25 protein-coding genes are annotated in these 21,648 nt (G+C 62.9%); 3 read left to right on the forward strand and 22 right to left on the reverse strand.

The genetic code is table 11. The features are described from left to right. The 18 genes from recO to BUB23_RS23710 form a co-directional block, all read right to left on the reverse strand. Complete coding sequence (gene recO / locus BUB23_RS23625; RefSeq protein WP_073108983.1) at nucleotides 1-678, reverse strand: DNA repair protein RecO; 678 nt, start codon at nucleotides 676-678, stop codon at nucleotides 1-3. Continuing rightward, entirely contained in the window at nucleotides 671-1,561 is an 891-nt protein-coding gene (gene era / locus BUB23_RS23630) for a GTPase Era (protein WP_073108986.1), read from the reverse strand. The genes recO and era overlap by 8 nt, the downstream gene beginning before the upstream one ends. Then, complete coding sequence (gene rnc, locus BUB23_RS23635; protein WP_073108988.1) at nucleotides 1,558-2,316, reverse strand: ribonuclease III; 759 nt, start codon at nucleotides 2,314-2,316, stop codon at nucleotides 1,558-1,560. Before rnc ends, era begins: the two co-directional genes overlap by 4 nt. Further along, the gene (gene lepB, locus BUB23_RS23640; protein ID WP_073108991.1) at nucleotides 2,316-3,203 is read right to left on the reverse strand and encodes a signal peptidase I; all 888 of its coding nucleotides are present in this window, start codon (nucleotides 3,201-3,203) and stop codon (nucleotides 2,316-2,318) included. Before lepB ends, rnc begins: the two co-directional genes overlap by 1 nt. 26 nt (nucleotides 3,204-3,229) lie before the next feature. Next, nucleotides 3,230-5,023 (reverse strand): translation elongation factor 4, encoded by a 1,794-nt coding sequence (gene lepA / locus BUB23_RS23645; RefSeq protein WP_073108994.1) that lies wholly within the window; start codon nucleotides 5,021-5,023, stop codon nucleotides 3,230-3,232. 118 nt (nucleotides 5,024-5,141) lie between these two features. Further along, nucleotides 5,142-6,638, reverse strand: a complete 1,497-nt coding sequence (locus BUB23_RS23650; protein WP_073109073.1) for a DegQ family serine endoprotease — start codon at nucleotides 6,636-6,638, stop codon at nucleotides 5,142-5,144. Nucleotides 6,639-6,665: 27 nt separating this feature from the next. After that, nucleotides 6,666-7,670 (reverse strand): MucB/RseB C-terminal domain-containing protein, encoded by a 1,005-nt coding sequence (locus BUB23_RS23655; RefSeq protein WP_073109076.1) that lies wholly within the window; start codon nucleotides 7,668-7,670, stop codon nucleotides 6,666-6,668. Between the two features lie 56 nt (nucleotides 7,671-7,726). Then, nucleotides 7,727-8,230, reverse strand: coding sequence for a sigma-E factor negative regulatory protein (locus tag BUB23_RS23660; protein WP_073108997.1), 504 nt, complete (start codon nucleotides 8,228-8,230; stop codon nucleotides 7,727-7,729). Nucleotides 8,231-8,242: 12 nt separating this feature from the next. Further along, the gene (gene rpoE / locus BUB23_RS23665; protein ID WP_073108999.1) at nucleotides 8,243-8,842 is read right to left on the reverse strand and encodes an RNA polymerase sigma factor RpoE; all 600 of its coding nucleotides are present in this window, start codon (nucleotides 8,840-8,842) and stop codon (nucleotides 8,243-8,245) included. Then, a complete protein-coding gene (locus BUB23_RS23670; protein WP_073109002.1) occupies nucleotides 8,839-9,252 on the reverse strand; it encodes a hypothetical protein in 414 nt (137 codons plus the stop codon). The genes rpoE and BUB23_RS23670 overlap by 4 nt, the downstream gene beginning before the upstream one ends. 73 nt (nucleotides 9,253-9,325) lie before the next feature. After that, nucleotides 9,326-10,555, reverse strand: a complete 1,230-nt coding sequence (gene fabF / locus BUB23_RS23675; protein ID WP_073109005.1) for a beta-ketoacyl-ACP synthase II — start codon at nucleotides 10,553-10,555, stop codon at nucleotides 9,326-9,328. A gap of 153 nt (nucleotides 10,556-10,708) precedes the next feature. Continuing rightward, the gene (acpP, locus tag BUB23_RS23680; RefSeq protein WP_013742768.1) at nucleotides 10,709-10,948 is read right to left on the reverse strand and encodes an acyl carrier protein; all 240 of its coding nucleotides are present in this window, start codon (nucleotides 10,946-10,948) and stop codon (nucleotides 10,709-10,711) included. 192 nt (nucleotides 10,949-11,140) lie between these two features. After that, the gene (gene fabG, locus BUB23_RS23685; protein ID WP_073109008.1) at nucleotides 11,141-11,884 is read right to left on the reverse strand and encodes a 3-oxoacyl-ACP reductase FabG; all 744 of its coding nucleotides are present in this window, start codon (nucleotides 11,882-11,884) and stop codon (nucleotides 11,141-11,143) included. Between the two features lie 5 nt (nucleotides 11,885-11,889). Further along, complete coding sequence (gene fabD / locus BUB23_RS23690; RefSeq protein WP_073109010.1) at nucleotides 11,890-12,822, reverse strand: ACP S-malonyltransferase; 933 nt, start codon at nucleotides 12,820-12,822, stop codon at nucleotides 11,890-11,892. Further along, nucleotides 12,819-13,793 (reverse strand): beta-ketoacyl-ACP synthase III, encoded by a 975-nt coding sequence (locus tag BUB23_RS23695; protein WP_073109012.1) that lies wholly within the window; start codon nucleotides 13,791-13,793, stop codon nucleotides 12,819-12,821. Before BUB23_RS23695 ends, fabD begins: the two co-directional genes overlap by 4 nt. A gap of 21 nt (nucleotides 13,794-13,814) precedes the next feature. Then, nucleotides 13,815-14,897 carry a phosphate acyltransferase PlsX gene (gene plsX, locus BUB23_RS23700; RefSeq protein ID WP_073109014.1) on the reverse strand — a complete coding sequence of 361 codons (1,083 nt, stop codon included), beginning with the start codon at nucleotides 14,895-14,897 and terminating at the stop codon, nucleotides 13,815-13,817. A gap of 47 nt (nucleotides 14,898-14,944) precedes the next feature. Next, entirely contained in the window at nucleotides 14,945-15,127 is a 183-nt protein-coding gene (rpmF, locus tag BUB23_RS23705) for a 50S ribosomal protein L32 (RefSeq protein WP_073109016.1), read from the reverse strand. A 62-nt stretch (nucleotides 15,128-15,189) separates the two neighbouring features. Further along, entirely contained in the window at nucleotides 15,190-15,708 is a 519-nt protein-coding gene (locus tag BUB23_RS23710) for a YceD family protein (RefSeq protein WP_073109017.1), read from the reverse strand. Nucleotides 15,709-15,929: 221 nt separating this feature from the next. On the opposite strand from BUB23_RS23710, the gene BUB23_RS23715 reads away from it, so the two are divergent. From BUB23_RS23715 to BUB23_RS23725, 3 genes are all read left to right on the forward strand, one after another. Further along, a complete protein-coding gene (locus BUB23_RS23715; protein WP_073109019.1) occupies nucleotides 15,930-16,511 on the forward strand; it encodes a Maf family nucleotide pyrophosphatase in 582 nt (193 codons plus the stop codon). Between the two features lie 94 nt (nucleotides 16,512-16,605). Next, nucleotides 16,606-17,286 (forward strand): SAM-dependent methyltransferase, encoded by a 681-nt coding sequence (locus BUB23_RS23720; RefSeq protein WP_073109078.1) that lies wholly within the window; start codon nucleotides 16,606-16,608, stop codon nucleotides 17,284-17,286. Nucleotides 17,287-17,289: 3 nt separating this feature from the next. Next, entirely contained in the window at nucleotides 17,290-18,066 is a 777-nt protein-coding gene (locus tag BUB23_RS23725; protein WP_073109021.1) for an N-acetylmuramoyl-L-alanine amidase, read from the forward strand. Between the two features lie 28 nt (nucleotides 18,067-18,094). Here the strand turns inward: BUB23_RS23725 and BUB23_RS23730 are convergent, their stop codons facing one another. The 4 genes from BUB23_RS23730 to BUB23_RS23745 form a co-directional block, all read right to left on the reverse strand. After that, nucleotides 18,095-18,733: a protein-methionine-sulfoxide reductase heme-binding subunit MsrQ gene (locus BUB23_RS23730; protein ID WP_073109023.1), complete on the reverse strand. Its 639-nt coding sequence runs from the start codon at nucleotides 18,731-18,733 to the stop codon at nucleotides 18,095-18,097. Beyond that, complete coding sequence (gene msrP, locus BUB23_RS23735) at nucleotides 18,730-19,686, reverse strand: protein-methionine-sulfoxide reductase catalytic subunit MsrP (RefSeq protein ID WP_073109026.1); 957 nt, start codon at nucleotides 19,684-19,686, stop codon at nucleotides 18,730-18,732. Before msrP ends, BUB23_RS23730 begins: the two co-directional genes overlap by 4 nt. A 62-nt stretch (nucleotides 19,687-19,748) precedes the next feature. Then, nucleotides 19,749-20,402 carry an HAD-IA family hydrolase gene (locus tag BUB23_RS23740; RefSeq protein WP_073109029.1) on the reverse strand — a complete coding sequence of 218 codons (654 nt, stop codon included), beginning with the start codon at nucleotides 20,400-20,402 and terminating at the stop codon, nucleotides 19,749-19,751. Then, nucleotides 20,399-21,352 (reverse strand): RluA family pseudouridine synthase, encoded by a 954-nt coding sequence (locus tag BUB23_RS23745; protein ID WP_073109081.1) that lies wholly within the window; start codon nucleotides 21,350-21,352, stop codon nucleotides 20,399-20,401. The genes BUB23_RS23740 and BUB23_RS23745 overlap by 4 nt, the downstream gene beginning before the upstream one ends. Between the last annotated feature and the right edge of the window lie 296 nt (nucleotides 21,353-21,648).

Below are 21,648 nucleotides of genomic sequence, written 5' to 3' on the forward strand. Positions count from 1 at the left end.
TCAATAGCGCTGCAATTCCATCAATACCTTGCGGGTCAGCAAGGGGCGGCCCAATTGTTCATTGAGCCTTTCCCGCAGCGACAGGCGCAAGCCGGGTTCGAGCCTGGGGTCGGCGAAATCGGGCGGGTCCTCTTCCAGGCCATAGCCGGTTTCGTTGAGCAGCACCCATTCGAAGCGCCGCAAGGCGCTGGCGGCCGACCCCGGAGTCAGACCGCCGGCGCCTTGCGGCGCCTGGACGGGCGCCGCCGCGCCCTCTGCGCCCGCGGCGGCATCCTCCGGCCTGCCCCCGGGAAAGGCGACGGCCAACTGCCGCAAGGCGGCATCGTAGGCGTCGTAAAGCACGGGGTGCGGATCTTCGCGCGGCAATAAGCGCAGCAACAATTCGTTCATGTACCAGGCCGACATGAGCGCCCGGCCATGCAGCGGCCGGATACCGGCGCATTCAGCGCGCGTCAGAGTCTTGACTTCGCCCGCCCCGCTCCAGGCCAGCCCCAGGGGCTGGAAGGCGGTAAGCACCGGGCGCAAGGCCGAATAGGGGCGCTTGGCCCCCTTGGCCACCAGGGCCACGTTACCGTAGGGCCGTGTGAACACCTGGATGATCAGCGAGGTTTCCCGCCAGGCGGCCGAATGCAACAGATAGCCGACCGCATCCTGAACGCGTTGCGTCCGTCTACTCATATCCTAATTCGCGCAGGGTGCTCTCGCGGTCGGACCACCCCTTGCGGACCTTGATGTAGACCTCCAGGTGCACGGTCTTGTCCAGCAGCTTCACCATGTCCTGGCGCGCTTCGGTCGCCATGCGCTTCATGTGCGCGCCGCCGGCGCCCAGCAGGATGGGGCGGTGGGTGTCGCGCTCGACCACGATGCAGGCGGCCACACGGACACCGGCATCGTTCTCTTCCCATTCCTCGATGACGACCGTGCAGCCGTAAGGAAGCTCATCGCCCACCAGGCGGAAAATCTTCTCGCGTATCAGTTCGGCGACGATGAAGCGCATGGGGCGGTCGGTAAGGGTATCGGCCTCGAACATGGGCTCGCCCTCGGGCAGGCGCTCGGTGATCTCGGCAAGCAGGTTGTCCAGCTGCACTCCGCGCAGGGCGCTGACCGGCACCACGGCGGAATACGGATGCTGGGCCATGATCTTGTTGACGTAGGAAAACATTTCGTTCTTGCTTTTCAGCGCGTCGATCTTGTTGACCACCAGTATGGTCTTTTGCCCGGATTTGGGCAGCAAAGGCAATAGCTGCGCATCGCCCGACGACCACTTGCCCGCCTCGACCACATGGACGATCACATCGACATCGGCCAGCGCCTGGGTCACCACGCGATTCATCATGCGGTTCATGGTGCCGCCATGGCGGGTCTGGAAGCCCGGGGTGTCGACGAACACGAACTGCTCGTGTTCGCGCGTCAGCACGCCGTTTATGCGGTGGCGCGTGGTCTGCGCCTTGCGCGAGACAATCGAGATCTTGCTGCCTATCAGGGCATTGGCGAGCGTGGACTTGCCGACATTGGGGCGGCCTACGATAGCCACGAAACCGCAACGGAAGGGATGGGTCATTTGTTCTCCTGGGACACTGCCACAGGCAATGACAACTGTGTTGATTTACGGGCGCGCGCCGTGCGCGACCCCTTGGCCGGGGTCAGGGCATATATGGCCGCGATGGCAAGCTCGGCGGCGGACTGCTCGGCCGCGCGGCGGCTGGCGCCCGGCGCGCTGACCCTGATTTCCAGCTTGGGAATCTGGCACTCGACTTCGAACAGCTGGTTGTGCGCCGCGCCATGCGTGGCCACCACCGTGTAGGCGGGCAAATCCAGTTTGCGCGCCTGCAATAATTCCTGGAGCAGGGTTTTGGGGTCCTTGCCCAGGGTTTTGGGGTCCACATGGACCAATATGGCCTCGTACTGGCGGGCGATCACCTTCTGCGCCGCGTCGAAGCCGCCGTCCAGAAAGACCGCGCCCAGGACCGCTTCTAGAGCGTCCGCCAGAATGGACGGACGCCGGAAGCCGCCGCTTTTGAGCTCGCCCTCGCCCAACCTGAGATATTGCGACAGCGTCAGCCTGCTCGCGATATCGGCCAGCGACGACTGCTTGACCAGATTGGCGCGCAGGCGCGACAGATCGCCTTCGTCTATCCTGGGGAAGCGCTTGAACAGCAAGGCGGCCACCACGAAATTGAGCACCGAATCACCCAGGAACTCCAGGCGCTCGTTGTGATGAGCGCTGTGGCTGCGATGCGTAAGCGCCTGATCCAGCAGGGTCGCATCGACGAAGTGGTAATCCAGAGCCTGTTCCAGGGTAGCGACACTTGCCATCAGTGAAACCGGCCTATGCGGCTGGGCTCGTTGAAATTCATCCAGATGAAGAAGGCGCGGCCGACGATGTATTGGTCGGGCACGAACCCCCAGTAGCGGCTGTCCAGGCTGTTGTCGCGATTGTCGCCCATCATGAAGTAGTGGCCGGCGGGCACCGTGCAGCGCACGCCGTTGCCCAGGTATTCGCAATTGCTCCGGAACGGATAGTCGGAAATCGCCATATAGTCTTGCCCCGCCTGCTTGTTGAGCAGGATATTGTGCTGGACCGGCCCGAGCTGCTCAGTATAGCGCCCCACATAGGCCGAGCGGTCCGGCTCGAAAAAGTCGCCATCGCGCACATGGGAGACTTCCTGGCCGTTGATGGACAATACCTTGTTCTGGTACAGGACCACGTCCCCCGGCAGGCCCACGACGCGCTTGATATAGTCTACGCTGGGGTCGACGGGATAGCGGAAAACCATGACGTCGCCGCGGCTCGGGGCGCCGATATCGATCACTTTCTTGTCGATGACGGGCAGACGCACGCCATACTGGAATTTGTTCACCAGGATCAGGTCGCCGTCCTGCAGCGTCGGCAGCATGGAGCCCGAAGGAATGCGGAAGGGTTCCACCACGAAGGCGCGCAAGGCGAACACGAACAGGATGACGGGAAAAAAGCTGACGCAGTATTCCACCCACCACGGGGCGCGATTGGCCTTGTCGTAGGCTTCCTGGCGGATGCGCGCGGCTTCGTCGCGCTCCAGCCCCGCCACGGCGGGCGCCGTGGCCGCCATGGCCGCCACCGCCCCGGCGCGCCGCCGCGCGCGCAGAAGAAAAAAGTCCAGGCACCAGACGAATCCGGTCAAAACCAGCAGCAAAAACAAGACCAGTGCAAAATCCCAGCTCATACCAGACATATCCTGTTGTTTTTCATTTATTTATCATCGACCTGCAGGATGGCCAGGAAGGCCTCCTGAGGGATTTCCACGTTGCCGACCTGCTTCATGCGTTTCTTGCCGGCCTTCTGCTTTTCAAGCAGCTTCTTCTTGCGGGAAATGTCGCCACCATAACACTTCGCCAGCACGTTCTTGCGCAATGCCTTGACGTTTTCGCGGGCGACCACTTCGGCGCCTATCGCCGCCTGGATGGCGATATCGAACATCTGGCGCGGTATCAGCGAGCGCATCTTGGAGACGACTTCGCGGCCGCGATACCTGGCGTTGGAGCGATGCACCATCATGGACAAGGCATCGACGCGATCGCCGTTGATCAGCAGATCGACGCGAACCACGTCCGCCGACCGGTATTCCTTGAACTCGTAGTCCATGGAGGCATAGCCGCGCGAGACCGACTTGAGCTTGTCGAAGAAATCCAGCACGATCTCGGCCAGGGGCATTTCGTACATCAGGTGCACCTGGCGCCCGTGATAGGTCATGTTGAGCTGCACGCCGCGCTTGACCATGCACAGGGACATGACGGGCCCCACGTACTCCTGGGGCATGAACAGGGTGACCGTGACGATGGGCTCGCGGATTTCGGTGATGTTGCCGACCTCGGGCATGCGCGAAGGGCTTTCTATCATCAGCCGGGAGCCATCGCGGGTCTCGACCTCGTACACCACGGTGGGCGCCGTGGTGATGATGTCCATGTCGAATTCGCGTTCCAGGCGTTCCTGGACGATTTCCATGTGCAGCAGGCCCAGGAAGCCGCAACGAAAGCCAAAGCCCAGCGCCTGCGACACTTCAGGCTCGAACATCAGCGACGAATCGTTAAGCTTGAGCTTGTCGAGCGAATCGCGCAACTGATCGTATTCGCTGCTTTCGACCGGATACAGGCCGGCGAAGACCTGCGGCTTGACCTCTTTGAAGCCCGGCAGTGCCGTTGCGGCGGGCCGGCCCGCCAAGGTGATGGTGTCGCCCACTTTGGCGTGCTCGAGTTCCTTGATGCCGGCTATCACGAAACCCACTTCGCCCGCCGACAATTCCTTGCGGGGCTCCGATTTGGGCGTGAATACGCCGATATGCTCGCATAAATGGGTGAAACCCGCAGCCATCAGCAGGATTTTGTCCTTGGGCCTGAGCACGCCGTTGACGATGCGCACCAGCATGACGACCCCGACGTAGTTGTCGAACCACGAATCGATGATCAAGGCCTGCAGCGGCTCGGCCGGATCGCCCACGGGCGGCGGAATCCTGGCGACGATGGTTTCCAGGATGTCGTCTATGCCCATGCCGGTCTTGGCGCTGCACAGGATAGCGTCCGAGGCGTCTATGCCTATGACGTCCTCGACTTCCTGGCGGGCGCCTTCCGGGTCGGCCGAGGGCAGGTCCATCTTGTTCAGGACGGGAACCACCTCGACGCCCAGCTCGATGGCGGTGTAGCAGTTGGCCACGGTCTGGGCCTCGACGCCCTGGGTGGCGTCGACCACCAGCAGCGCGCCCTCGCAGGCCGACAGGGAACGGCTGACCTCGTAGGAGAAATCCACGTGCCCCGGGGTATCGATGAGATTGAAGGCGTAGACCTTGCCGTCCCTGGCCTTGTAGCTGAGCGCGGCGGTCTGGGCCTTGATGGTAATGCCCCGTTCGCGCTCGATATCCATGGAATCGAGGACCTGCGAGGACATTTCACGATCGGCCAATCCTCCGCAACGATGGATCAGGCGATCGGCTAGCGTGGACTTGCCGTGGTCAATATGAGCAATGATGGAAAAGTTGCGGATGTGATCCATAAACCGGAAAAAAGAAGCCCACCAGACTACATGAGCGGATATTAAAGGGAACATGAAAAAGGGGCGCGCCAAGGGCGCCCCCCTTTTGCTGTCGAGCCATTTTAGCTGTTTCTGGGGATTATTTTCCGGGCGTGATGGTTACCCACTGAGATTGATCGCCGCGCATCACCAGCACGGCCGCCGCGCGGGATTTATCCAGCCCCGCGACAAGCTTCGCATACTGGTCGGGCCCGGTGACATCCGTGTCGTTGACCGTGAGTATGATGTCGCCCGGGGCCAGGCCGGCGGTCGCCGCCGGTTCCTGGACTTCGGTGACCTGCACGCCGCCCGTGATCTTCTGCTTGCTGCGGACCGCTTCGGATACCGGGCTGACTTTCAGGCCCAGCGCATCGACGGGGGCCGTCTTGGGCGCCTGCGGCTCTTCGGTGTCGGTTTCGCTTTCAGCCGCCGGCATATCGCCCACCTTGATCTGCAGGGTGACCGTCTTGCCCTTGCGCCATACTTCCATGGGCACGCGCTTGCCGGGCTTGGTGGCGCCGACGATGCGCGGCAGATCGGTCATGTGGGTAATGGCCTTGCCGTCGAATCGGGTAATGACGTCGCCCGAGCGTATGCCTGCGTCGTCCGCGGGACCGCCCTGCTCGACATTGCTGACCATGGCGCCTTCGGCCTTGGCCAGGCCGATGGCCTTGCCGACTTCGTCCGAGACCGGCCCGATCTGCACACCGATGCGTCCGCGCGTCACCTTGCCATGCGCCTTGAGCTGCTCAACCACCCGCATGACTTCGTCTATCGGTATGGCCAGGGAAATTCCCATGAAGCCGCCGCTTTGCGAAATGATCTGGGAATTCACCCCCACCACCTGGCCGGCCAGGTCGATGAGCGGGCCGCCGGAATTACCGGGGTTGACCGCCACGTCCGTCTGGATGAAGGGCAGGTAATCGCCGGTATCGCGATTGATGGCGCTGACTATGCCCGACGTAACGGTGGAGTCCAGGCCGAAAGGCGAGCCGATAGCCAATACCCATTGCCCTTTCTTGAGCTTGTTGGAATCGCCTATGGGCAATGGCGGCAGGTCCTTGGCGTCGATCTTGAGCAGCGCCACGTCGGTGCGCGCGTCGGTGCCTATGATCTTGGCCTTGTATTCCTTGCCGGAGGTCATGGTCACGAAAATCCCGTTGGATTTGGCGACCACGTGATTGTTGGTCAGGATGTAGCCATCGCTGGAAATGATGAAGCCCGATCCCACGCCGCGCGGCACGGTGCGTTCTTTTTCCTGGGGAGTGGGAGTGGGCGTATTGCGCTGGCGCGGGCCCGGCATGCCGGGCGGCACGAAGTCGGGGCCGAAAAACCAGCGGAACATATCGTAGGGGTCGTTGCCGTTGGGACCCATGGCGGGATTGCGCACCGGCACGGATTCCGTCGTGCGGATATTGACCACGGAGCCTTCGGTTTTATCCACCACCGCGGTAAAGTCAGGCACGGTCAAGGTCGGCACAGCAGCCGTCTGGGCGCTGGCCACACCGCCCAGCGGCGAAACAGCAAGCAGCAGGCTCGCCGACGCACACGCCATCATCCGTTTGATTTTGCTATTGCCTACATGGGTAGAAAGCATCATGAAACTCCTAGGTTGAAATCAAGTTTATTTGTGCCCGGCCTGCGGCACGTATTCCGTGTGTTCGGCAATTTCGCGCAGGGTCGCCGACGGAACCTCGCCCAGCGCCGTCAGCCAGTAATCGTCGATGCGCGTCCGGAAGACGTTCATGGCGCCCCTGTGCATGGCCCCCTTGGCCAGGGGGCTGTCGTGGGCGGCATCGAAGGGCTCTATGAATACCGATATGGCGGCCATGCCGTCGGACACCACCAGCTGGCTCACTTTCTTGCCGGCCTTCATGGGACGCGATACCTGGGTAAGCGCCTGGAAACCGCGAGGGAGCGGGATGCGCCAGCCCTCTTTCGGCAGGTCGATGACGCTCATCGGGGTTTCAAGCACTTTCCAGGCGCGGGTATCCCAGTTCGACGCCAGGTCTTCGGAAGCCGCCTTGCTGCCTATTTGCAGGCTGGTGAATGCGATCTGGTCGATGACGCCCTGGTCGCCGCTCACGGTTTGCGCCTTCAGGAGCAAATGGGTTTTGGTGTCGGTACAGATGCGGTAGCCGTAGCGATGGCCGTCCTTGGGTATCAATTCGACTATCGTGCACTCGCGCCCGGCGATGCGGTTGGGCGCGACCCCGGTCTTGATCGAATAATTATCGGCGAGGTTCCTGCCGTCGTTCAGGAGCAGGGCCGGGAAGCGGTCGCCATGCCTGCGCTCGAGCACGATAAGCTTTTTTTCAGGGACGAGGCATTGGGTGATGTCGTTGTGCCTGAGGTATTCGCGCGGGGCGCCGTCGAGCATTTCAATGCGCTCGCGCTCCCCCGTGCCGTCGACGATATGGATAATGCGCGAGGACGCCATGGTGGCGCCCTGCTGATAGGTGTAGACGCCGGAATAATCCAGGCTGCGGGCGGCGGCCTGCACTTTCTGCAACAGCGCGACGCCCGGGTCGAGCGCCAGGCCCTGGGGATTGCCCGCGGCCAGGGCGGACTGCGCCAGCACGCAGGCGGCCGCCACGACCAGCACTTGATACATCCTGTTGATATCCATGCGTTGCGGCCGGCGATGCAGTTGCGAGCGCGCGCTTGTGTGCCAGACCACCCCCATTACCTGGACACCCCCGAATCGAACGATACCTGGCGCACGGCGCTGGACCCCGAGATTTCCCTATGGGCATCCAGGTAATCGCGCAGGCCGGGGTCTTCGGCGGCGCTGGCCACGACCTGCACCGCGGCGGGCCCGCTGGCCTCGGAACCGGAAAAATACGGCAAGGCCACCCAGACTACCGTGGCCACCGCGGCGGCAATCGCCAGGCCGGACAAGCCCACGCGCACGGGGCTGTGGCCGTGCAGATTACGCGGCGCGACAATGGAGGCCTCGGCGTCGATCGCCTTGGAGACGCGGGCGTAGAAGAAATCGCTGGGCTTGATGGCCAGGTCCGGGTTGCGCAATACATCGCCAATAAGATGATAGGTATCCCATACCTGCCTGCCATAGGGGCTGTCCAGGTCTTCGGGGCGTATCTCGGCTTCCCCGTCTATCCAGGTGGATACGGAGGCTTCCCACGATGCCTCTTCGTGGTCGCGCCTGGCTTGATCGGCAACTTGCATTTTCACAACTCCTTACCAGCGACGCTCGGGATCATTGCCCAAGACGGGTCGCAATTGCGCTGCTATGGCTTCCCGGGCGCGAAAGATGCGCGAGCGGACCGTACCAATGGGACATCCCATGCTCAGCGCGATGTCTTCGTAGCTCATACCTTCAATTTCCCGCAAGACGATAGCGGTGCGCAAATCCTCGGGCAGGGTATGGATGGCGGCATTGACCGTTTCGACGATCTGCCGGCTCGCCAGTACCGACTCCGGGGTGCTGATGTCAGTTAGGTTGTCAATCGGGCTAAAAGTTTCACCATCTTCCGTTTCAATTGCATTTGGCGTGCTCGGGCGGCGTCCGTTGGCCACTTGCCAGTTGCGCGCGGTATTGATGGCGATGCGATACAGCCAGGTGTAAAAGGCGCTGTCGCCGCGGAACTGCGGCAAGGCCCTGTAAGCCTTGATGAATGCTTCCTGGGCGACGTCTTCGACCTCGGACGGGTCGCGCACCATGCGCGACAACAGCCGCATGATCTTGCGCTGATATTTCAGCACCAGCAGATCGAACGCCCGCTTGTCGCCGCGTTGAACGCGGGCGACCAATTCAGCGTCTACGTCACGTTCGCTCATAGGCTTTCCTTGCGCAGGATGCGGACGGGCCTGGCGGCCTGTCCGGCAATGTGTACGCGCAGCGCGCGCCACGCCCGCCGCGGCACGCCGGCTCTCCAGACCACCAGTTCCAGCGGCCGCTGGCGTTCACTGGCATCGGCATCCTGGAACCGGAGCGTTATCCATGCGAACGCAGGCCAGGCATGGGTAAGGTACATGGTTTTTCTTGTCCCGGATAGCGCGACCTCCCAAAGACCGCAATCGCGCAGGGACAGTGTACCCGCAAGAGCGCGGGAATTGATTATCCGGCAAATGACCCATGCGGCGGCCAGCGCCGGAACCGGATAGGCGGCGGCCGGCGCCGCCTGGCCGCCGCCCAGCAGCGGCAGGCCGGCATAGAGCAGGCAGGAAGCGCCGCCCGCGACCGCCACCGCGCCCAGCAGCCCCGCCCAGCGCGCGCGCCGGACGGGCCATTGCCCGACCAGTGTGATGGGGCGCTCCAGCTTAGAGCCTCCGCACTATCATCGACCCGTTGGTGCCGCCAAAACCGAAGGAATTCGACAGGGCGATGTCGATCTTCATGTCGCGCGCCTGGTTGGCGCAATAATCGAGATCGCATTCAGGATCTTGATTGAAGATGTTGATGGTGGGCGGCGAGATCTGGTGATAAACCGCCAGCGTGGTGAACACGGCCTCGACCCCGCCCGCGGCGCCCAGAAGGTGGCCCGTCATGGATTTTGTGGAATTGACCACCAGTTTCCTGGCATGGTCGCCGAAAGCCAGCTTGAGCGCTTCGGTTTCGTTTTTGTCGCCCAGCGGCGTGGAGGTGCCGTGCGCATTGACATAACTGATTTCGTCCGCGTTGATCCCGCCATTGCGCAGGGCGTTGACCACGCCGCGCCGGGGGCCGTCGCGATCGGGCGAGGTAATGTGGTAGGCGTCGGAGCTCATGCCGTAGCCGGCGAATTCGCCGTATATGCGCGCGCCGCGCTTGCGCGCATGTTCGTATTCCTCGAGCACCAGGGCTCCCGCGCCCTCGCCCAGCACGAAACCGTCGCGGTCGCGGTCCCAGGGCCGCGAGGCCGTGGCGGGATCGTCATTGCGGGTGGACAGCGCGCGCATGGCGGCGAAGCCGCCTATGCCCAGCGGCGATACGGTCGATTCGGCGCCGCCGGCCACCATGACGTCGGCGTCGCCGTACTCGATGAGCCGCGCCGCGTCGCCTATGGAATGCAGGCCGGTGGTGCACGCGGAAACCACCGCGTAGCTGGGGCCCTTGAGCCCGAGCATGATGGACAATTGGCCCGAAATGAGGTTGATCAGCGAGGCCGGCACGAAGAACGGCGATATCCGGCGCGCGCCGCGCTCGAGGTAGTCGACCTGCTGTTCCTCGATGCGGGGCAGCCCGCCTATGCCCGAACCGATAATCGTGCCGATGCGCTCGGCATTGGCCTCGGTGACTTCCAGGCCGGCATCGCGCCAGGCCTGGGCGCCCGCCGCCACGCCATAATGGATGAAGGTATCCATCTGCTTGGCTTCCTTGGCGGACATATACTGCGTGACATCGAAATCCTTGACTTCACCCGCTATCTGGGCGTTAAACGTCGACGGGTCAAAGCGCGAGATACGCCCTATGCCCGAGCGCCCATTAACGATATTGTCCCATGCGCTGTCAATATCGCTGCCGACCGGGGAAACAATACCAAGGCCGGTAATGACGACACGTCGTTTCACGGATGACTCCTAAAATAAAAAAGCGGCTTAAAGTGGATGGACGCGCTGCCACGCCAAACCCTGAACAGATTCGGCCGAACAGCGGGACTATCCCCTAGAAACCGCCTCGAGGTGGAGTTCCGGAATACCGGACTCGCACCTGGAATGTTGAAATTACTGCTTGCTGTGCGACGAAATGTAGTCAACAGCTTGCTGAACCGTCGTGATTTTCTCGGCCTCTTCGTCCGGAATTTCGGTTTCGAATTCGTCTTCGAGTGCCATCACGAGCTCGACCATATCGAGCGAATCGGCACCGAGGTCGTCAAGGAAGGAAGATTCGTTCTTGATCTCGGCTTCGTTGACGCCAAGTTGTTCAGCGACGATCTTCTTGACGCGCTGTTCGATGCTTTCCATGCAGATCTCCAAGTGGGAAAAATTCCCGCGAATTATAGCCAAACGAAAAAATTATTGGTGCCGGGCTATGACAAAAAAAAACGGTATTACCGGATATGTACGATATTTTGCTTTATTCGTACAAAACGTCTAGTCGGAATACCTCTGAGACGAACAGATTTTACCCTAGGAGGCAATGGTCTGTTCGGTATATTACATGTACATGCCGCCATTGACATGCAGCGTCGTGCCTGTGATGTAGCCTGCCTTGGGGCTGGCCAGGAAGGACACGGCATTGGCGATTTCGGCGGCGGCCCCCAGGCGGCCCAGGGGGATTTGCGCGAGAATGGCCGCCGACTGCGCCTCGTTGAGCGCATGGGTCATATCGGTTTCTATGAAGCCGGGCGCCACGCAATTGACGGTGATATTGCGGCTGCCCAATTCGCGCGCCAGGGCGCGCGCCATGCCGGCCACGCCGGCCTTGGCAGCGGCGTAATTGGCCTGGCCCGGGTTGCCGCTGGAACCGACGACCGAAGTGATGTTGATGATACGGCCCCAGCGCGCCTTCATCATGCTGCGCGTGACAGCGCGCGACAAGCGGAAAACCGCCGACAGGTTGGTATCGATGACGGCCTGCCAGTCATCGTCCTTCATGCGCATGGCCAGATTGTCGCGCGTGATGCCGGCGTTGTTGACCAATATATGCGGCCCGCCCTCCTGCCTGCCCAGATCGGCCACCAGGCTCTCGCAGGCCGCCGCGTCATCCACATTCAGCGCCACGCCGCGTCCGCCGCTGGCGGCCAGCATGTCGCTGATCTGCTGCGCGCCGGACTCGGTGGTCGCAGTGCCGACCACCTTCGCGCCATGAGCCGCCAGTTCCAGCGCGATGGCCTTGCCTATGCCGCGAGTGGCGCCTGTGACGAGCGCGAGCTTGCCTTCGAGTGGTTTGTCTTGCATGGCGTCTACCCTTGTAAAGTTTCCAGAGCGATCTGTAAGGAGGCCGGATCGGTGATGGCCAGGCCGGTCAGGTCGCGATCGATGCGCTTGGTCAGGCCATTGAGCACCTTGCCCGGGCCGCATTCCACCACATGGGTGATGCCTTGCGCCTTCATGGCCCTTACGGTTTCCACCCAGCGCACGGCATGCCAGGCCTGGCGGACCAGCGCGTCCTTGATCGCGGCGGGATCGGCGGGGCTGGCCACGTCTACATTGTTGATCACCGGGATACGGGGGGCGGCCAGGGCCACGCCGTCCAGCGCCTGCCCGAGGACGGCGGCCGCCGGCTTGAGCAGGCTGGAATGGAAAGGCGCGGAAACAGGCAGCACCAGGGCGCGCTTGGCGCCCTCGGCCTTGGCCAGTTCGCAGGCCCGCTCGACGGCGTGCTTGTGCCCGGCGATGACCACTTGCGCCGGAGCATTGAAATTTACCGCCTCCACCACTTCGCCATTGGCCGCGCGCGCGCACAGCGACCTGACGGCATCGTCGTCCAGGCCCAGGATGGCGGCCATGCCGCCGCTGCCCACCGGCACGGCCGCCTGCATGGCATCGGCGCGGACCCGGACTATGTGCACCGCGTCATCGAGGCTGAGCGCCTGGGCGGCCGCGAGCGCGGAATACTCGCCCAGGCTGTGGCCGGCCAGCAGTTCGGGCGGCGCGCCGCCGGCTTCGATCCAGGCGCGGTAGACCGCCACCGCGGCGGTCAGCATGGCGGGCTGGGTGTTGGTGGTGAGATTGAGGTCCTCGGCGGGCCCCGCGGCGATCAGGGCGGCGAGATCCTGGCCCAAGGCGTCGGAGGCCTGCGCAACGGTGTTCCTGACCGCCGCGTTGCCGGACCAGGCGTCGAGCATGCCGACAGACTGCGACCCCTGCCCGGGAAAGACAAAAGCTATTTTCATATTCTTGCCAGCACCGAGCCCCAGGTGAAGCCGCCGCCCACGCCTTGCAGCATCACCACGTCCCCGGCTTTTATGCGGCCGTCCCGGCGCGCCACGTCGAAGGCCAGCGGCACGCTGGCCGCCGAGGTATTCGCATGGCTGTCCACGGTAATCACCACCTTGTCCTCGGCTATGCCCAGCTTGCGGCTGAGGAAATTGATGATGCGCACATTCGCCTGGTGAGGCACCATCCAGTCGACCTCATCCAGCGCGATGCCGGCCTGCTCGCAGACCTCGTGCGCCGATTTGGCCAGGCAATTCACGGCAAGCTTGAATACCGCCTGGCCGTCCATGCGCAGGAAGGGATCGCCCGTCACCTTGCCGTGCGCGACGTTGCCGGCGGCGCACAGGATTTTCATCTGGCTGCCATCGGCATTCAGCTGGGCCGCGATGATGCCGGGCTCGGCCGACGCCCGGACCACGACCGCGCCCGCGCCGTCGCCGAACAGCACGCAGGTGCCGCGGTCGTTCCAGTCGAGAATGCTGGAGAACACTTCGGCGCCTATGACCAGCGCCGTCTTGGCGCGCCCCGCCTGTATGAAGGCATCGGCGGTGGTCAGCGCATAGACGAAGCCGCTGCATACGGCCTGGATGTCGAAGGCGGCCCCGCCCTTGGCGCCCAGGTTGGCCTGCACCAGGCAGGCGGTGCTGGGAAACACGAAGTCGGGAGTGGAGGTGGCGACGATGATGAGGTCGACCTCATCGGCCGTTATGCCGGCGTCTTCCAGCGCGGCCTGCGCCGCCCGGGTGGCCAGCTGGCTGGTCGTCATGCCCGGATCGGCAATATGGCGCTGGCGGATGCCGGTGCGCTCGACAATCCAGGTGTCGGAGGTTTCGATCTGGCGCGTCGCCAGGTCAGCGGCCAGTTCGTCGTTGGATACGACACGGGGAGGCAAATAGCCGCCGGACCCTATTATTTTGGCATAAGGCATAGTAGCTTCCAGACACCTGAGCTATGGCGCAGGATCAGATAATTCGTTGGTGATCTTCGCAGACAGGGCCGCTGCGGCCTGCAAACTCTGGCGAAGGCTGTCAATGGCGCTTGTTGTACCATCAAGCAGTCCATTGTGCACTGCTTCACGGGCGCGCTGCAATGCACAAACAAATGCATAGGCATCGGCGGAGCCGTGGCTTTTGATCACGATGCCGCGCAAACCCAGCAAGGCGGCGCCGTTGTAGCGGCGATTGTCGACGCGGTCGCGGAAACGATTGAGCACGGGCCTGGCCAGCACGCCCGCGGCCATGGACAGCGAATCGCGCGTGAATTCGGCGCGCATCATGTTGGCCACCATCTTGGCCAGGCCCTCCATGGACTTGAGCACGACATTGCCCACGAAGCCATCGCAGACGACGACGTCCACGGTGCCCTTGCAGATGTCGTCGCCCTCGACGTTGCCATAGAAGTTCAGGCCGCTGGCGCGCAGGAGTTCGGCCGCCCTCTTGACGATTTCGTTGCCCTTGATGATTTCTTCGCCGATATTGAGCAAGCCGATGGTAGGCCTTTTATGGTGATCGACGGCCGAAGCCAGGGCCGAACCCATGATGGCGAACTGCAGCAGGTGCTCGGCCGAGCAGTCCACGTTCGCGCCCAGATCCAGCATGGTGGTGGCGCCACCCTTCTGGTTGGGGATGGACGTGGCGATGGCCGGCCGATCGATGCCGTCCAGCGTCTTGAGTATGTAGCGGCTGATCGCCATCCAGGCGCCCGTATTGCCCGCCGAAATGCAGGCATCGGCCCGGCCGTCCTTGACGGCCTGGACCGCCACGCGCATGGACGAATCTTTCTTGCGGCGCAAGGCCACCTCGATGGAGTCGTCCATGAGGACGACTTCGGAGGCGGGCAGGATTTCGTACCAGCCCGCGCCCAGGCTGCCCTGCGCGCGCAGGGCGGCCTCGATGGCCGCGGCATCGCCCGCGAGCAGCAAGCGCGTATCGGGGTTCTGCTTCGCAAATTGACAGGCCGCAGGGAGGGTGACCGGCAAGCCGGCGTCACCGCCCATGCAGTCGATGGCGATTCGAATCTCAGTTTTCGACATCAAGCGCGCAATCTATGGCAGCTATGGCAAGATCGCAAACAACTGGATTATTCGTCGTTCTTGGACTTGAGTACTTTACGGCCGCGGTAGATGCCGTTGGGACTGATGTGGTGACGCAGATGCATTTCGCCCGTGGTAGGCTCGACCGCCGTCGAAGGCGCGACGATGAAATCGTGCGAACGATGCATACCGCGTTTAGACGGGCTCTTTTTGTTTTGCTGAACGGCCATGATGACTCCTGTAAACGGGTCGCTATTGTACGCGATGATTCCCGCAAGTTATTTCGGTAAATTCAATCTTTCTTTAGTTGATCCAGCACCGCGAACGGCGAGGGTCTAACCGAGTCGCTGCCGGGCTCTTCTTCAAGAAGCTCCGGCAACGACGGACAAACATCGTGCTTGGGCACATACGGCAGGCAGAGGATGATTTCATCTTCGACCAGGGCCAGAACGTCAAGGCGCTGCGACCCCAGGATACGTTCGATGACATCGTCGGGATCGGTATCGGCGGCGTCGCCGGCGTCCAGATCAGCCTCGGACTTCACCACCTGCAAGCGGTTGCGGCTATCGACCGCCCATTCGAACGGCTTCATGCAGCGCTGGCACTCCAGCATCGGCGCGGCCCTTACATGCACTTGCAGGAAACGCTGACCAAACGAGTCCATTTCGCCCTTTATGGCCCAGGACACCATGGTGCCGGCCTGTTCAGGCAAATCCTCGAGCAGGCGCTCGAATCGATCGATCGGAGCCTGGCCGCGCACTTCCTGGCCCACACGGGTGAGCTCGTACGTGTCAACATACTGTATATCCACGCGAAGTTCCCATCCGAGATTTATTTAATTCAATCCTAATTCAGCCAGCTATTTTAGCCGACCTGGTCATTTGCCCCCTTGATCTTAAACAATATCAAGCCATGGCAAAAACCGCAGTGTTTGTTTTCCCCTGGCACCCAAGCCTTTCACGCACAAGGAAAACATTAGATAATAGCGCGTTCAGCCCCTTTCAGTCAAACTCAACCAGCAAATAGAACACTATGCGTCTTATCCTCGCCTCCAGCTCGCGCTACCGCCAAGAAATGCTGGAACGCCTGGGCCTGCCCTTTACCGCCGTGTCGCCGGACATCGACGAAACCCCGCTGCCCGGCGAAAGCCCCGCCGCCCTGGCGCTGCGCTTGTCGCTCGCCAAGGCGCAGGCCGTCGCGCCGGCCTATCCCGGAGCCCTGGTGATAGGGTCCGACCAGGTCGCCACGATGGATGGGTCTCCCATAGGCAAGCCGGGCAATTTCGAGCGCGCCGCGGCCCAGCTTGAACAGCTCAGCGGGCTAACGGTAGAATTCCACAGCGCCCTGTGCGTCAGCGATGGCCGGCGCCACGAAATCGACGACGTCGTCACGCGCTGCCGCTTCCGCTCCTTGACCAGGGCCGAAATCACATCCTACCTGCGCCGCGAGCAGCCCTACGACACCGCCGGCAGCGCCAAGGCCGAGGGCCTGGGCATCGCCTTGATGGAAAGCATGCAATCCGACGACCCCACCGCCATCATAGGCCTGCCGCTCATCGCGCTGAGCCGCATGCTGCGCGCTTTCGGCCTCAACCCCTTGACGCATCCGCATTAGGCGCGGCCCGCGCCTTTGCGCAACGCCCCTGAAAAACCCCAGACCTGGAGCAGCCGTGAAATCAGCAGGAACCTTACATTTGATCCCCGTGGGCATGGGCGAGGCGGCCCCCGCGGCCTGGCTGCCGCAAACCGTGCAGGAGCTCGCCGGGCGCCTTACGACCTATATCGCGGAAAACGCCAAGACCGCGCGCGCCTTCCTGAAATTGATAGGCACCGCCGGCCCCCTGCAGGAAATCACCATACACACGCTGGACAACAAAGTCGATGCGCGGCAGATGCGCGCCTGGCTTGCCCCGCTGCTCGAGGGAGGTGAAATCGGGCTGGTGTCGGAAGCCGGCTGCCCGGCGGTGGCCGACCCGGGCGCCAAGGTGGTGGCCGTCGCCCACGCCATGGGCATCCGCGTCGTGCCATGGGTGGGCCCGTCTTCCATCCTGTTGAGCCTGATGGCCAGCGGCCTGGACGGCCAGCGCTTCGCCTTCCACGGCTATGCCCCGGTGGACCCCGCCGCCCGCGCCAAACAGCTCAAGGCCTGGGAAGCCGATTCGCAGAAACAGGAACAGACCCAGATCCTGATCGAAACCCCCTATCGCAATGACGCCATGTTCGACACCCTGAAGCAGGCGCTCAAGGGCAACACCCGCCTTTGCATCGCCCGTTCCCTGACCACCAGCGACGAGCTGGTGCAAACCCATACCGTCGCCGAATGGAAAGCCCGCCCGGCTCCCGATCTTGCCAGGAAGCCGACGATTTTCCTTTTCCTGGCCGGCCGCTGACCCATGTTCCGAAAATATCTCGCCGGCGCTTTGCTGGCGCTTCTTGCCGCTTGCGGCGCCCCTGCGCCGGGCGCCCTGGATATCGACCGCAGCATCCAGGCCAAGAGCCAGAACAGCCGGGTCGAGTTCATCGTGCTGCACTACACCTCCACCGGCAACGAGGCCTCGCTCAAGATCCTGTCGCAGCTCAATGTCAGCAGCCACTACCTGATCACCAACGACCCGGCGCCGCGCGTGTATCAGCTGGTGGATGAAAGCCGCCGGGCCTGGCATGCCGGCGTCAGCGAATGGTTTGGCCGCAGCGACATGAACGCAAGCTCCATCGGCATCGAGATCGTCAACCATGGGCGCGAGGGCGGCGACTGGGAGCCCTACACGGCGGCGCAAACCGCAGTCATCGGCGCCCTGCTTCAGGACATCATCAGGCGCCATCAGATCAAGGCCATCAATATTGTCGGGCACAGCGACATCGCCCCGCAGCGCAAGATCGACCCCGGCCCCCTGTTTCCCTGGAAGCAGCTGGCGCAACAAGGAATCGGGCGCTGGTATGACGAAGCCCGGGCGCAGGAATACCAGCGGGAGTTCCTGCGCGACGGCCTGCCGGACATGGCCTGGGTGCAAAGGGAATTGCAGCGCGCGGGCTACAAGGTGGCGCACAGCGGCGTGCTGGACAAGGCCAGCAGGAATGTGATCGCCGCGTTCCAGATGCATTACCGCCCCGCCCTTTATGATGGCAATCCCGACGCCGAGACCCTGGCCATACTGAAGGCCCTGCCCTGAGCCGGGCGGGCGAACCCTGCATCGCGCGCTAGCGCGCGCGGCGCTGCCTGATGAAGTAGCCTACCCTGATCAGCAGCAGCATGGCAAGGACCGCGCCATACGCATAGGGCTCGAAGAAATCGTTCTTGCCGGCCCGTACCAGCCAGAAATGCCACACCGACAATGCGGCAACGGCATAGACGCTGCGGTGCAAGGCCTGCCAGCAATGCCCCATGCGCCGTATCCATCCGCGCGTCGACGTGCAGGCCAGGGCCGCCATGGGCACGAAGGCGATCATGCCCACGGTGATGAAAGTGCGCTGCAGCACGTCCTCCCACATCGACGCCAGCGACCAGCCGCGTTCCCAGAAGGCCCAGCCCAGCAGGTGCATGACGGTATAGAAAAAGGCGAACAGGCCCAGCATCCGCCGCAGGCGCACCAGGGCAGGCTGGCGGATGATGCGGCGCAAAGGCGTGACGGCCAGCGTCAGGAGCAGGGCCACCAGCGCCCAGAGGCCGGATGAGCGGATCAGGAATTCCGCCGGATTGGCGCCCAGGCCATCGTTGAAACCCAGCCATACCCAGCGCAGGGCCGGGTATAGGGCCAGCAGGAAAACCAGCGGCTTGGCCCGCGCCACCTGCCTGGCCGTCCAATTGGCGCTCGCGGGGGGCAAGTCCGCGGCGCTCAATAGTTTTTCCCGAGGTCCATGCCTGCATACAGCGACGCGACCTGGTCGGCATAGCCATTGAACATCAGGGTGTCCACGCGCGGCGCGAAGAAGCCATCGCCTATCCGGCGCTCGGTGGCCTGGCTCCAGCGCGGATGGGGCACGCCGGGATTGACATTGGCGTAGAAGCCATATTCGCGGGGGGCGATTTTCACCCAGCTGGTGACCGGCATCTTTTCGACCAGGCGGATCTTGACCAGGGACTTGCCCGATTTGAAGCCGTATTTCCAGGGGATGGCCACGCGCACGGGAGCGCCATTCTGGTTCGGCAGCGTCTTGCCATAGACGCCGAACACCAGCATGGTCAGCGGGTGCATGGCTTCGTCGATGCGCAGCCCCTCCACATACGGCCAATCGATGATCCGGTCGCCCAGGCCCGGCATATTGCCCGGCTGCACCACGGTGACGAACTCCACATACTTGGCCTTGCTGGTGGGCTCGACCTGCTTGAGCAGCGCCGCCAGGGAATATCCGGTCCAGGGAATCACCATGGACCAGGCTTCGACGCAGCGCAGCCGGTATATGCGCTCTTCGAGGCCGGCCAGCTTGCGCAGGTCGTCGATATCGAAGCTGCGCGGCCTGGCGGCCTCGCCCTCGACGCTCACCGTCCAGGGCGAGGTCTGCATCTTTGCGGCGTACTCGAGCGGGTCGGTCTTGCCGGTGCCGAACTCGTAGAAATTATTGTAGGAGCTGACATCTTTTTCGGAAGTCTGCTTATTGCTCAGCCAGTATTCCGGATTGGGCGCGGCCGGCAAAGCCGGCCGACTCGCGTCCGCGGCGGCCAGCGCAGGCGGCAAACCGCCCGCCCCCAGCGCCAGGGCCGCCGCCTGCTGCAGCCACCTGCGCCGCGACAGCCAGACAGCCTCGGGCGTGATCTCGGACGCCGCAATAGGCGGCATTTCTATCCTGGGCATGGCATTGCCTTGATTCGGGGGTACGGGATTATGACGGCGGCCGCCGCCGGAAAGTTCCAGGCCTACACGCGCTCCAGCATCCACGCCTGCATTTCACGCACGCTGGAAACCATCACGGTGGGCTGCGCCTCGAGCAGGGTGCGCTCGTCGTGCGCGCCATAGGTGACGGCCATGCTGTCGACGCCCGCGCTGGCGGCCATTTGTATATCGTGCGAGGTATCGCCCACCATCAGCACCTGGCCGGGGCTCAGGCCGAGCTCGTCCATGATTTCCAGCAGCATGGCCGGATGCGGCTTGCTGAAGGATTCGTCGGCGCAGCGGGTCGTATGGAAATGGCCTTGCAACCGCATGGTGCCCAGCACCCTGTCCAGGCCCACGCGGCTCTTGCCGGTGGCCACGCCCAGGACCACCTGGCGCGCGCGCAATACTTCGAGCAAATCGACAATGCCGTCGAAAAGCCTGATTTCCGGATCGCGGCGCAGGAAATGAAAGCGGTAGCGCTCCAGGAAGAAAGGCAGCTTTTCGGCGGTCAGCGTCGGAACGCAACGATACAAGGCGCTTTCCAGGGAAAGCCCGATCACCCAGCTGGCTTCGCTGGCGCCCGGCACCGGCAGATCGAGATCGGCGCATGCCGACTGGATGGCTTCCACGATGGAATGGGTCGAATCCATGACTGTGCCGTCCCAGTCGAAAACCACAGCCTCATAGCGTTTCACGAATTGCGCTCCAGATAGTCAAGAATATGCGTGCAGGCGGGCGGCAGCGGCGCGCTCAGAACCAGCGGCTCGCCCGTCAAAGGGTGGGGGATTTCCAGCAGGCCGGCATGCAGGAACATACGGGTAAACCCCAGTTTGGCGAATTTCGCCCGCACGTCGTCCGGCCCGTATTTGTCGTCGCCCACTATAGGATAGCCGCTGGCGGCCAGGTGCACGCGTATCTGGTGCGTGCGGCCGGTGCGCAGCTCCGCTCCCAGCAGGCTGTAGCGGCCGTAGCGTTTTTGCAGGGTAATGATCGTGTGCGCCGCTTTGCCCAGCGCATCCACCTTGACGCGCCGCTCCCCCGAAGCCGTCAGCCATTTGAGCAGAGGCTGGCGCATATGCTGCTTGTCATTGACCCAATCGCCGACCACCAGCGCCTGGTAGTGCTTGCGCCCGCCTCCTTCGCGCATCATGTCGTGCAGGGCCAGCAAGGCCTTGCGCCTTTTGGCGACCAGCAGCAGGCCGGAGGTGTCCCGGTCCAGGCGATGCGCCAGCTCAAGAAAAGCCGCGTCGGGGCGGGCGGCGCGCAATTGCTCGATGACGCCGAACGACACGCCGCTGCCGCCGTGCACGGCCACCCCCGCCGGCTTGTCGATGACTATCAGCGCGTCGTCCTCGAAAACGATGGGAAACACGGCGGGCGGCACCAGCCTGGCTTCGTCGGGCCGGGGCAGGCGTATGGGCGGCACGCGCACGGTATCGCCTTCTTCGAGGCGATAGTCGGCGTTGATGCGGCCCTTGTTGACGCGCACCTCGCCGCCGCGTATGGCTTTGTACAAATGGCTTTTCGGCACCCCTTTGCACAGGCGCAGCAGGAAATTGTCAATGCGCTGCCCGGCCTGCTCGGCGCCGATTTCGACAAAACGCACGCTCGGAGCGGGGTTTTCGGTAATAACAGTTTTGCGCATAGGGAAAAGCGGCATATAATCGCGTCAGCCTATAGAAGCTGAAAAAAACCGCCAAACGTAGAGATGCAAGGGTGCGTCTCCGTCGGACGAACAAAGGCCATATTGTACTGCCTGCCTTTCAGCTTCTGGGTCATTTGGTCGCCGGGGCAAGCCCGATCCCAAAAACAGTGGTGTGGCATAGTGCCCGCTGTTTATCCAGATCTCCTGCCAACCGCGTGCGGCACTGAATCTTTGCGAAGTTTGTCAACGTTTAAATGCACCAGCCGCGATTCACACACGCGACTGCCGTTCCCAGC

The organism is Pollutimonas bauzanensis (assembly GCF_900129885.1).
GTDB lineage: Bacteria > Pseudomonadota > Gammaproteobacteria > Burkholderiales > Burkholderiaceae_B > Pollutimonas > Pollutimonas bauzanensis.

Coding starts and splice junctions, on each gene's coding strand:
- recO (WP_073108983.1), bottom strand. CDS start 678: ATGAGTAGACGGACGCAACGCGTTCAGGATGCGGTCGGCTATCTGTTG.
- era (WP_073108986.1), bottom strand. CDS start 1,561: ATGACCCATCCCTTCCGTTGCGGTTTCGTGGCTATCGTAGGCCGCCCC.
- rnc (WP_073108988.1), bottom strand. CDS start 2,316: ATGGCAAGTGTCGCTACCCTGGAACAGGCTCTGGATTACCACTTCGTC.
- lepB (WP_073108991.1), bottom strand. CDS start 3,203: ATGAGCTGGGATTTTGCACTGGTCTTGTTTTTGCTGCTGGTTTTGACC.
- lepA (WP_073108994.1), bottom strand. CDS start 5,023: ATGGATCACATCCGCAACTTTTCCATCATTGCTCATATTGACCACGGC.
- BUB23_RS23650 (WP_073109073.1), bottom strand. CDS start 6,638: ATGCTTTCTACCCATGTAGGCAATAGCAAAATCAAACGGATGATGGCG.
- BUB23_RS23655 (WP_073109076.1), bottom strand. CDS start 7,670: ATGGATATCAACAGGATGTATCAAGTGCTGGTCGTGGCGGCCGCCTGC.
- BUB23_RS23660 (WP_073108997.1), bottom strand. CDS start 8,230: ATGCAAGTTGCCGATCAAGCCAGGCGCGACCACGAAGAGGCATCGTGG.
- rpoE (WP_073108999.1), bottom strand. CDS start 8,842: ATGAGCGAACGTGACGTAGACGCTGAATTGGTCGCCCGCGTTCAACGC.
- acpP (WP_013742768.1), bottom strand. CDS start 10,948: ATGGAAAGCATCGAACAGCGCGTCAAGAAGATCGTCGCTGAACAACTT.
- fabG (WP_073109008.1), bottom strand. CDS start 11,884: ATGCAAGACAAACCACTCGAAGGCAAGCTCGCGCTCGTCACAGGCGCC.
- fabD (WP_073109010.1), bottom strand. CDS start 12,822: ATGAAAATAGCTTTTGTCTTTCCCGGGCAGGGGTCGCAGTCTGTCGGC.
- BUB23_RS23695 (WP_073109012.1), bottom strand. CDS start 13,793: ATGCCTTATGCCAAAATAATAGGGTCCGGCGGCTATTTGCCTCCCCGT.
- plsX (WP_073109014.1), bottom strand. CDS start 14,897: ATGTCGAAAACTGAGATTCGAATCGCCATCGACTGCATGGGCGGTGAC.
- rpmF (WP_073109016.1), bottom strand. CDS start 15,127: ATGGCCGTTCAGCAAAACAAAAAGAGCCCGTCTAAACGCGGTATGCAT.
- BUB23_RS23715 (WP_073109019.1), top strand. CDS start 15,930: ATGCGTCTTATCCTCGCCTCCAGCTCGCGCTACCGCCAAGAAATGCTG.
- BUB23_RS23720 (WP_073109078.1), top strand. CDS start 16,606: ATGGGCGAGGCGGCCCCCGCGGCCTGGCTGCCGCAAACCGTGCAGGAG.
- BUB23_RS23725 (WP_073109021.1), top strand. CDS start 17,290: ATGTTCCGAAAATATCTCGCCGGCGCTTTGCTGGCGCTTCTTGCCGCT.
- msrP (WP_073109026.1), bottom strand. CDS start 19,686: ATGCCCAGGATAGAAATGCCGCCTATTGCGGCGTCCGAGATCACGCCC.
- BUB23_RS23745 (WP_073109081.1), bottom strand. CDS start 21,352: ATGCGCAAAACTGTTATTACCGAAAACCCCGCTCCGAGCGTGCGTTTT.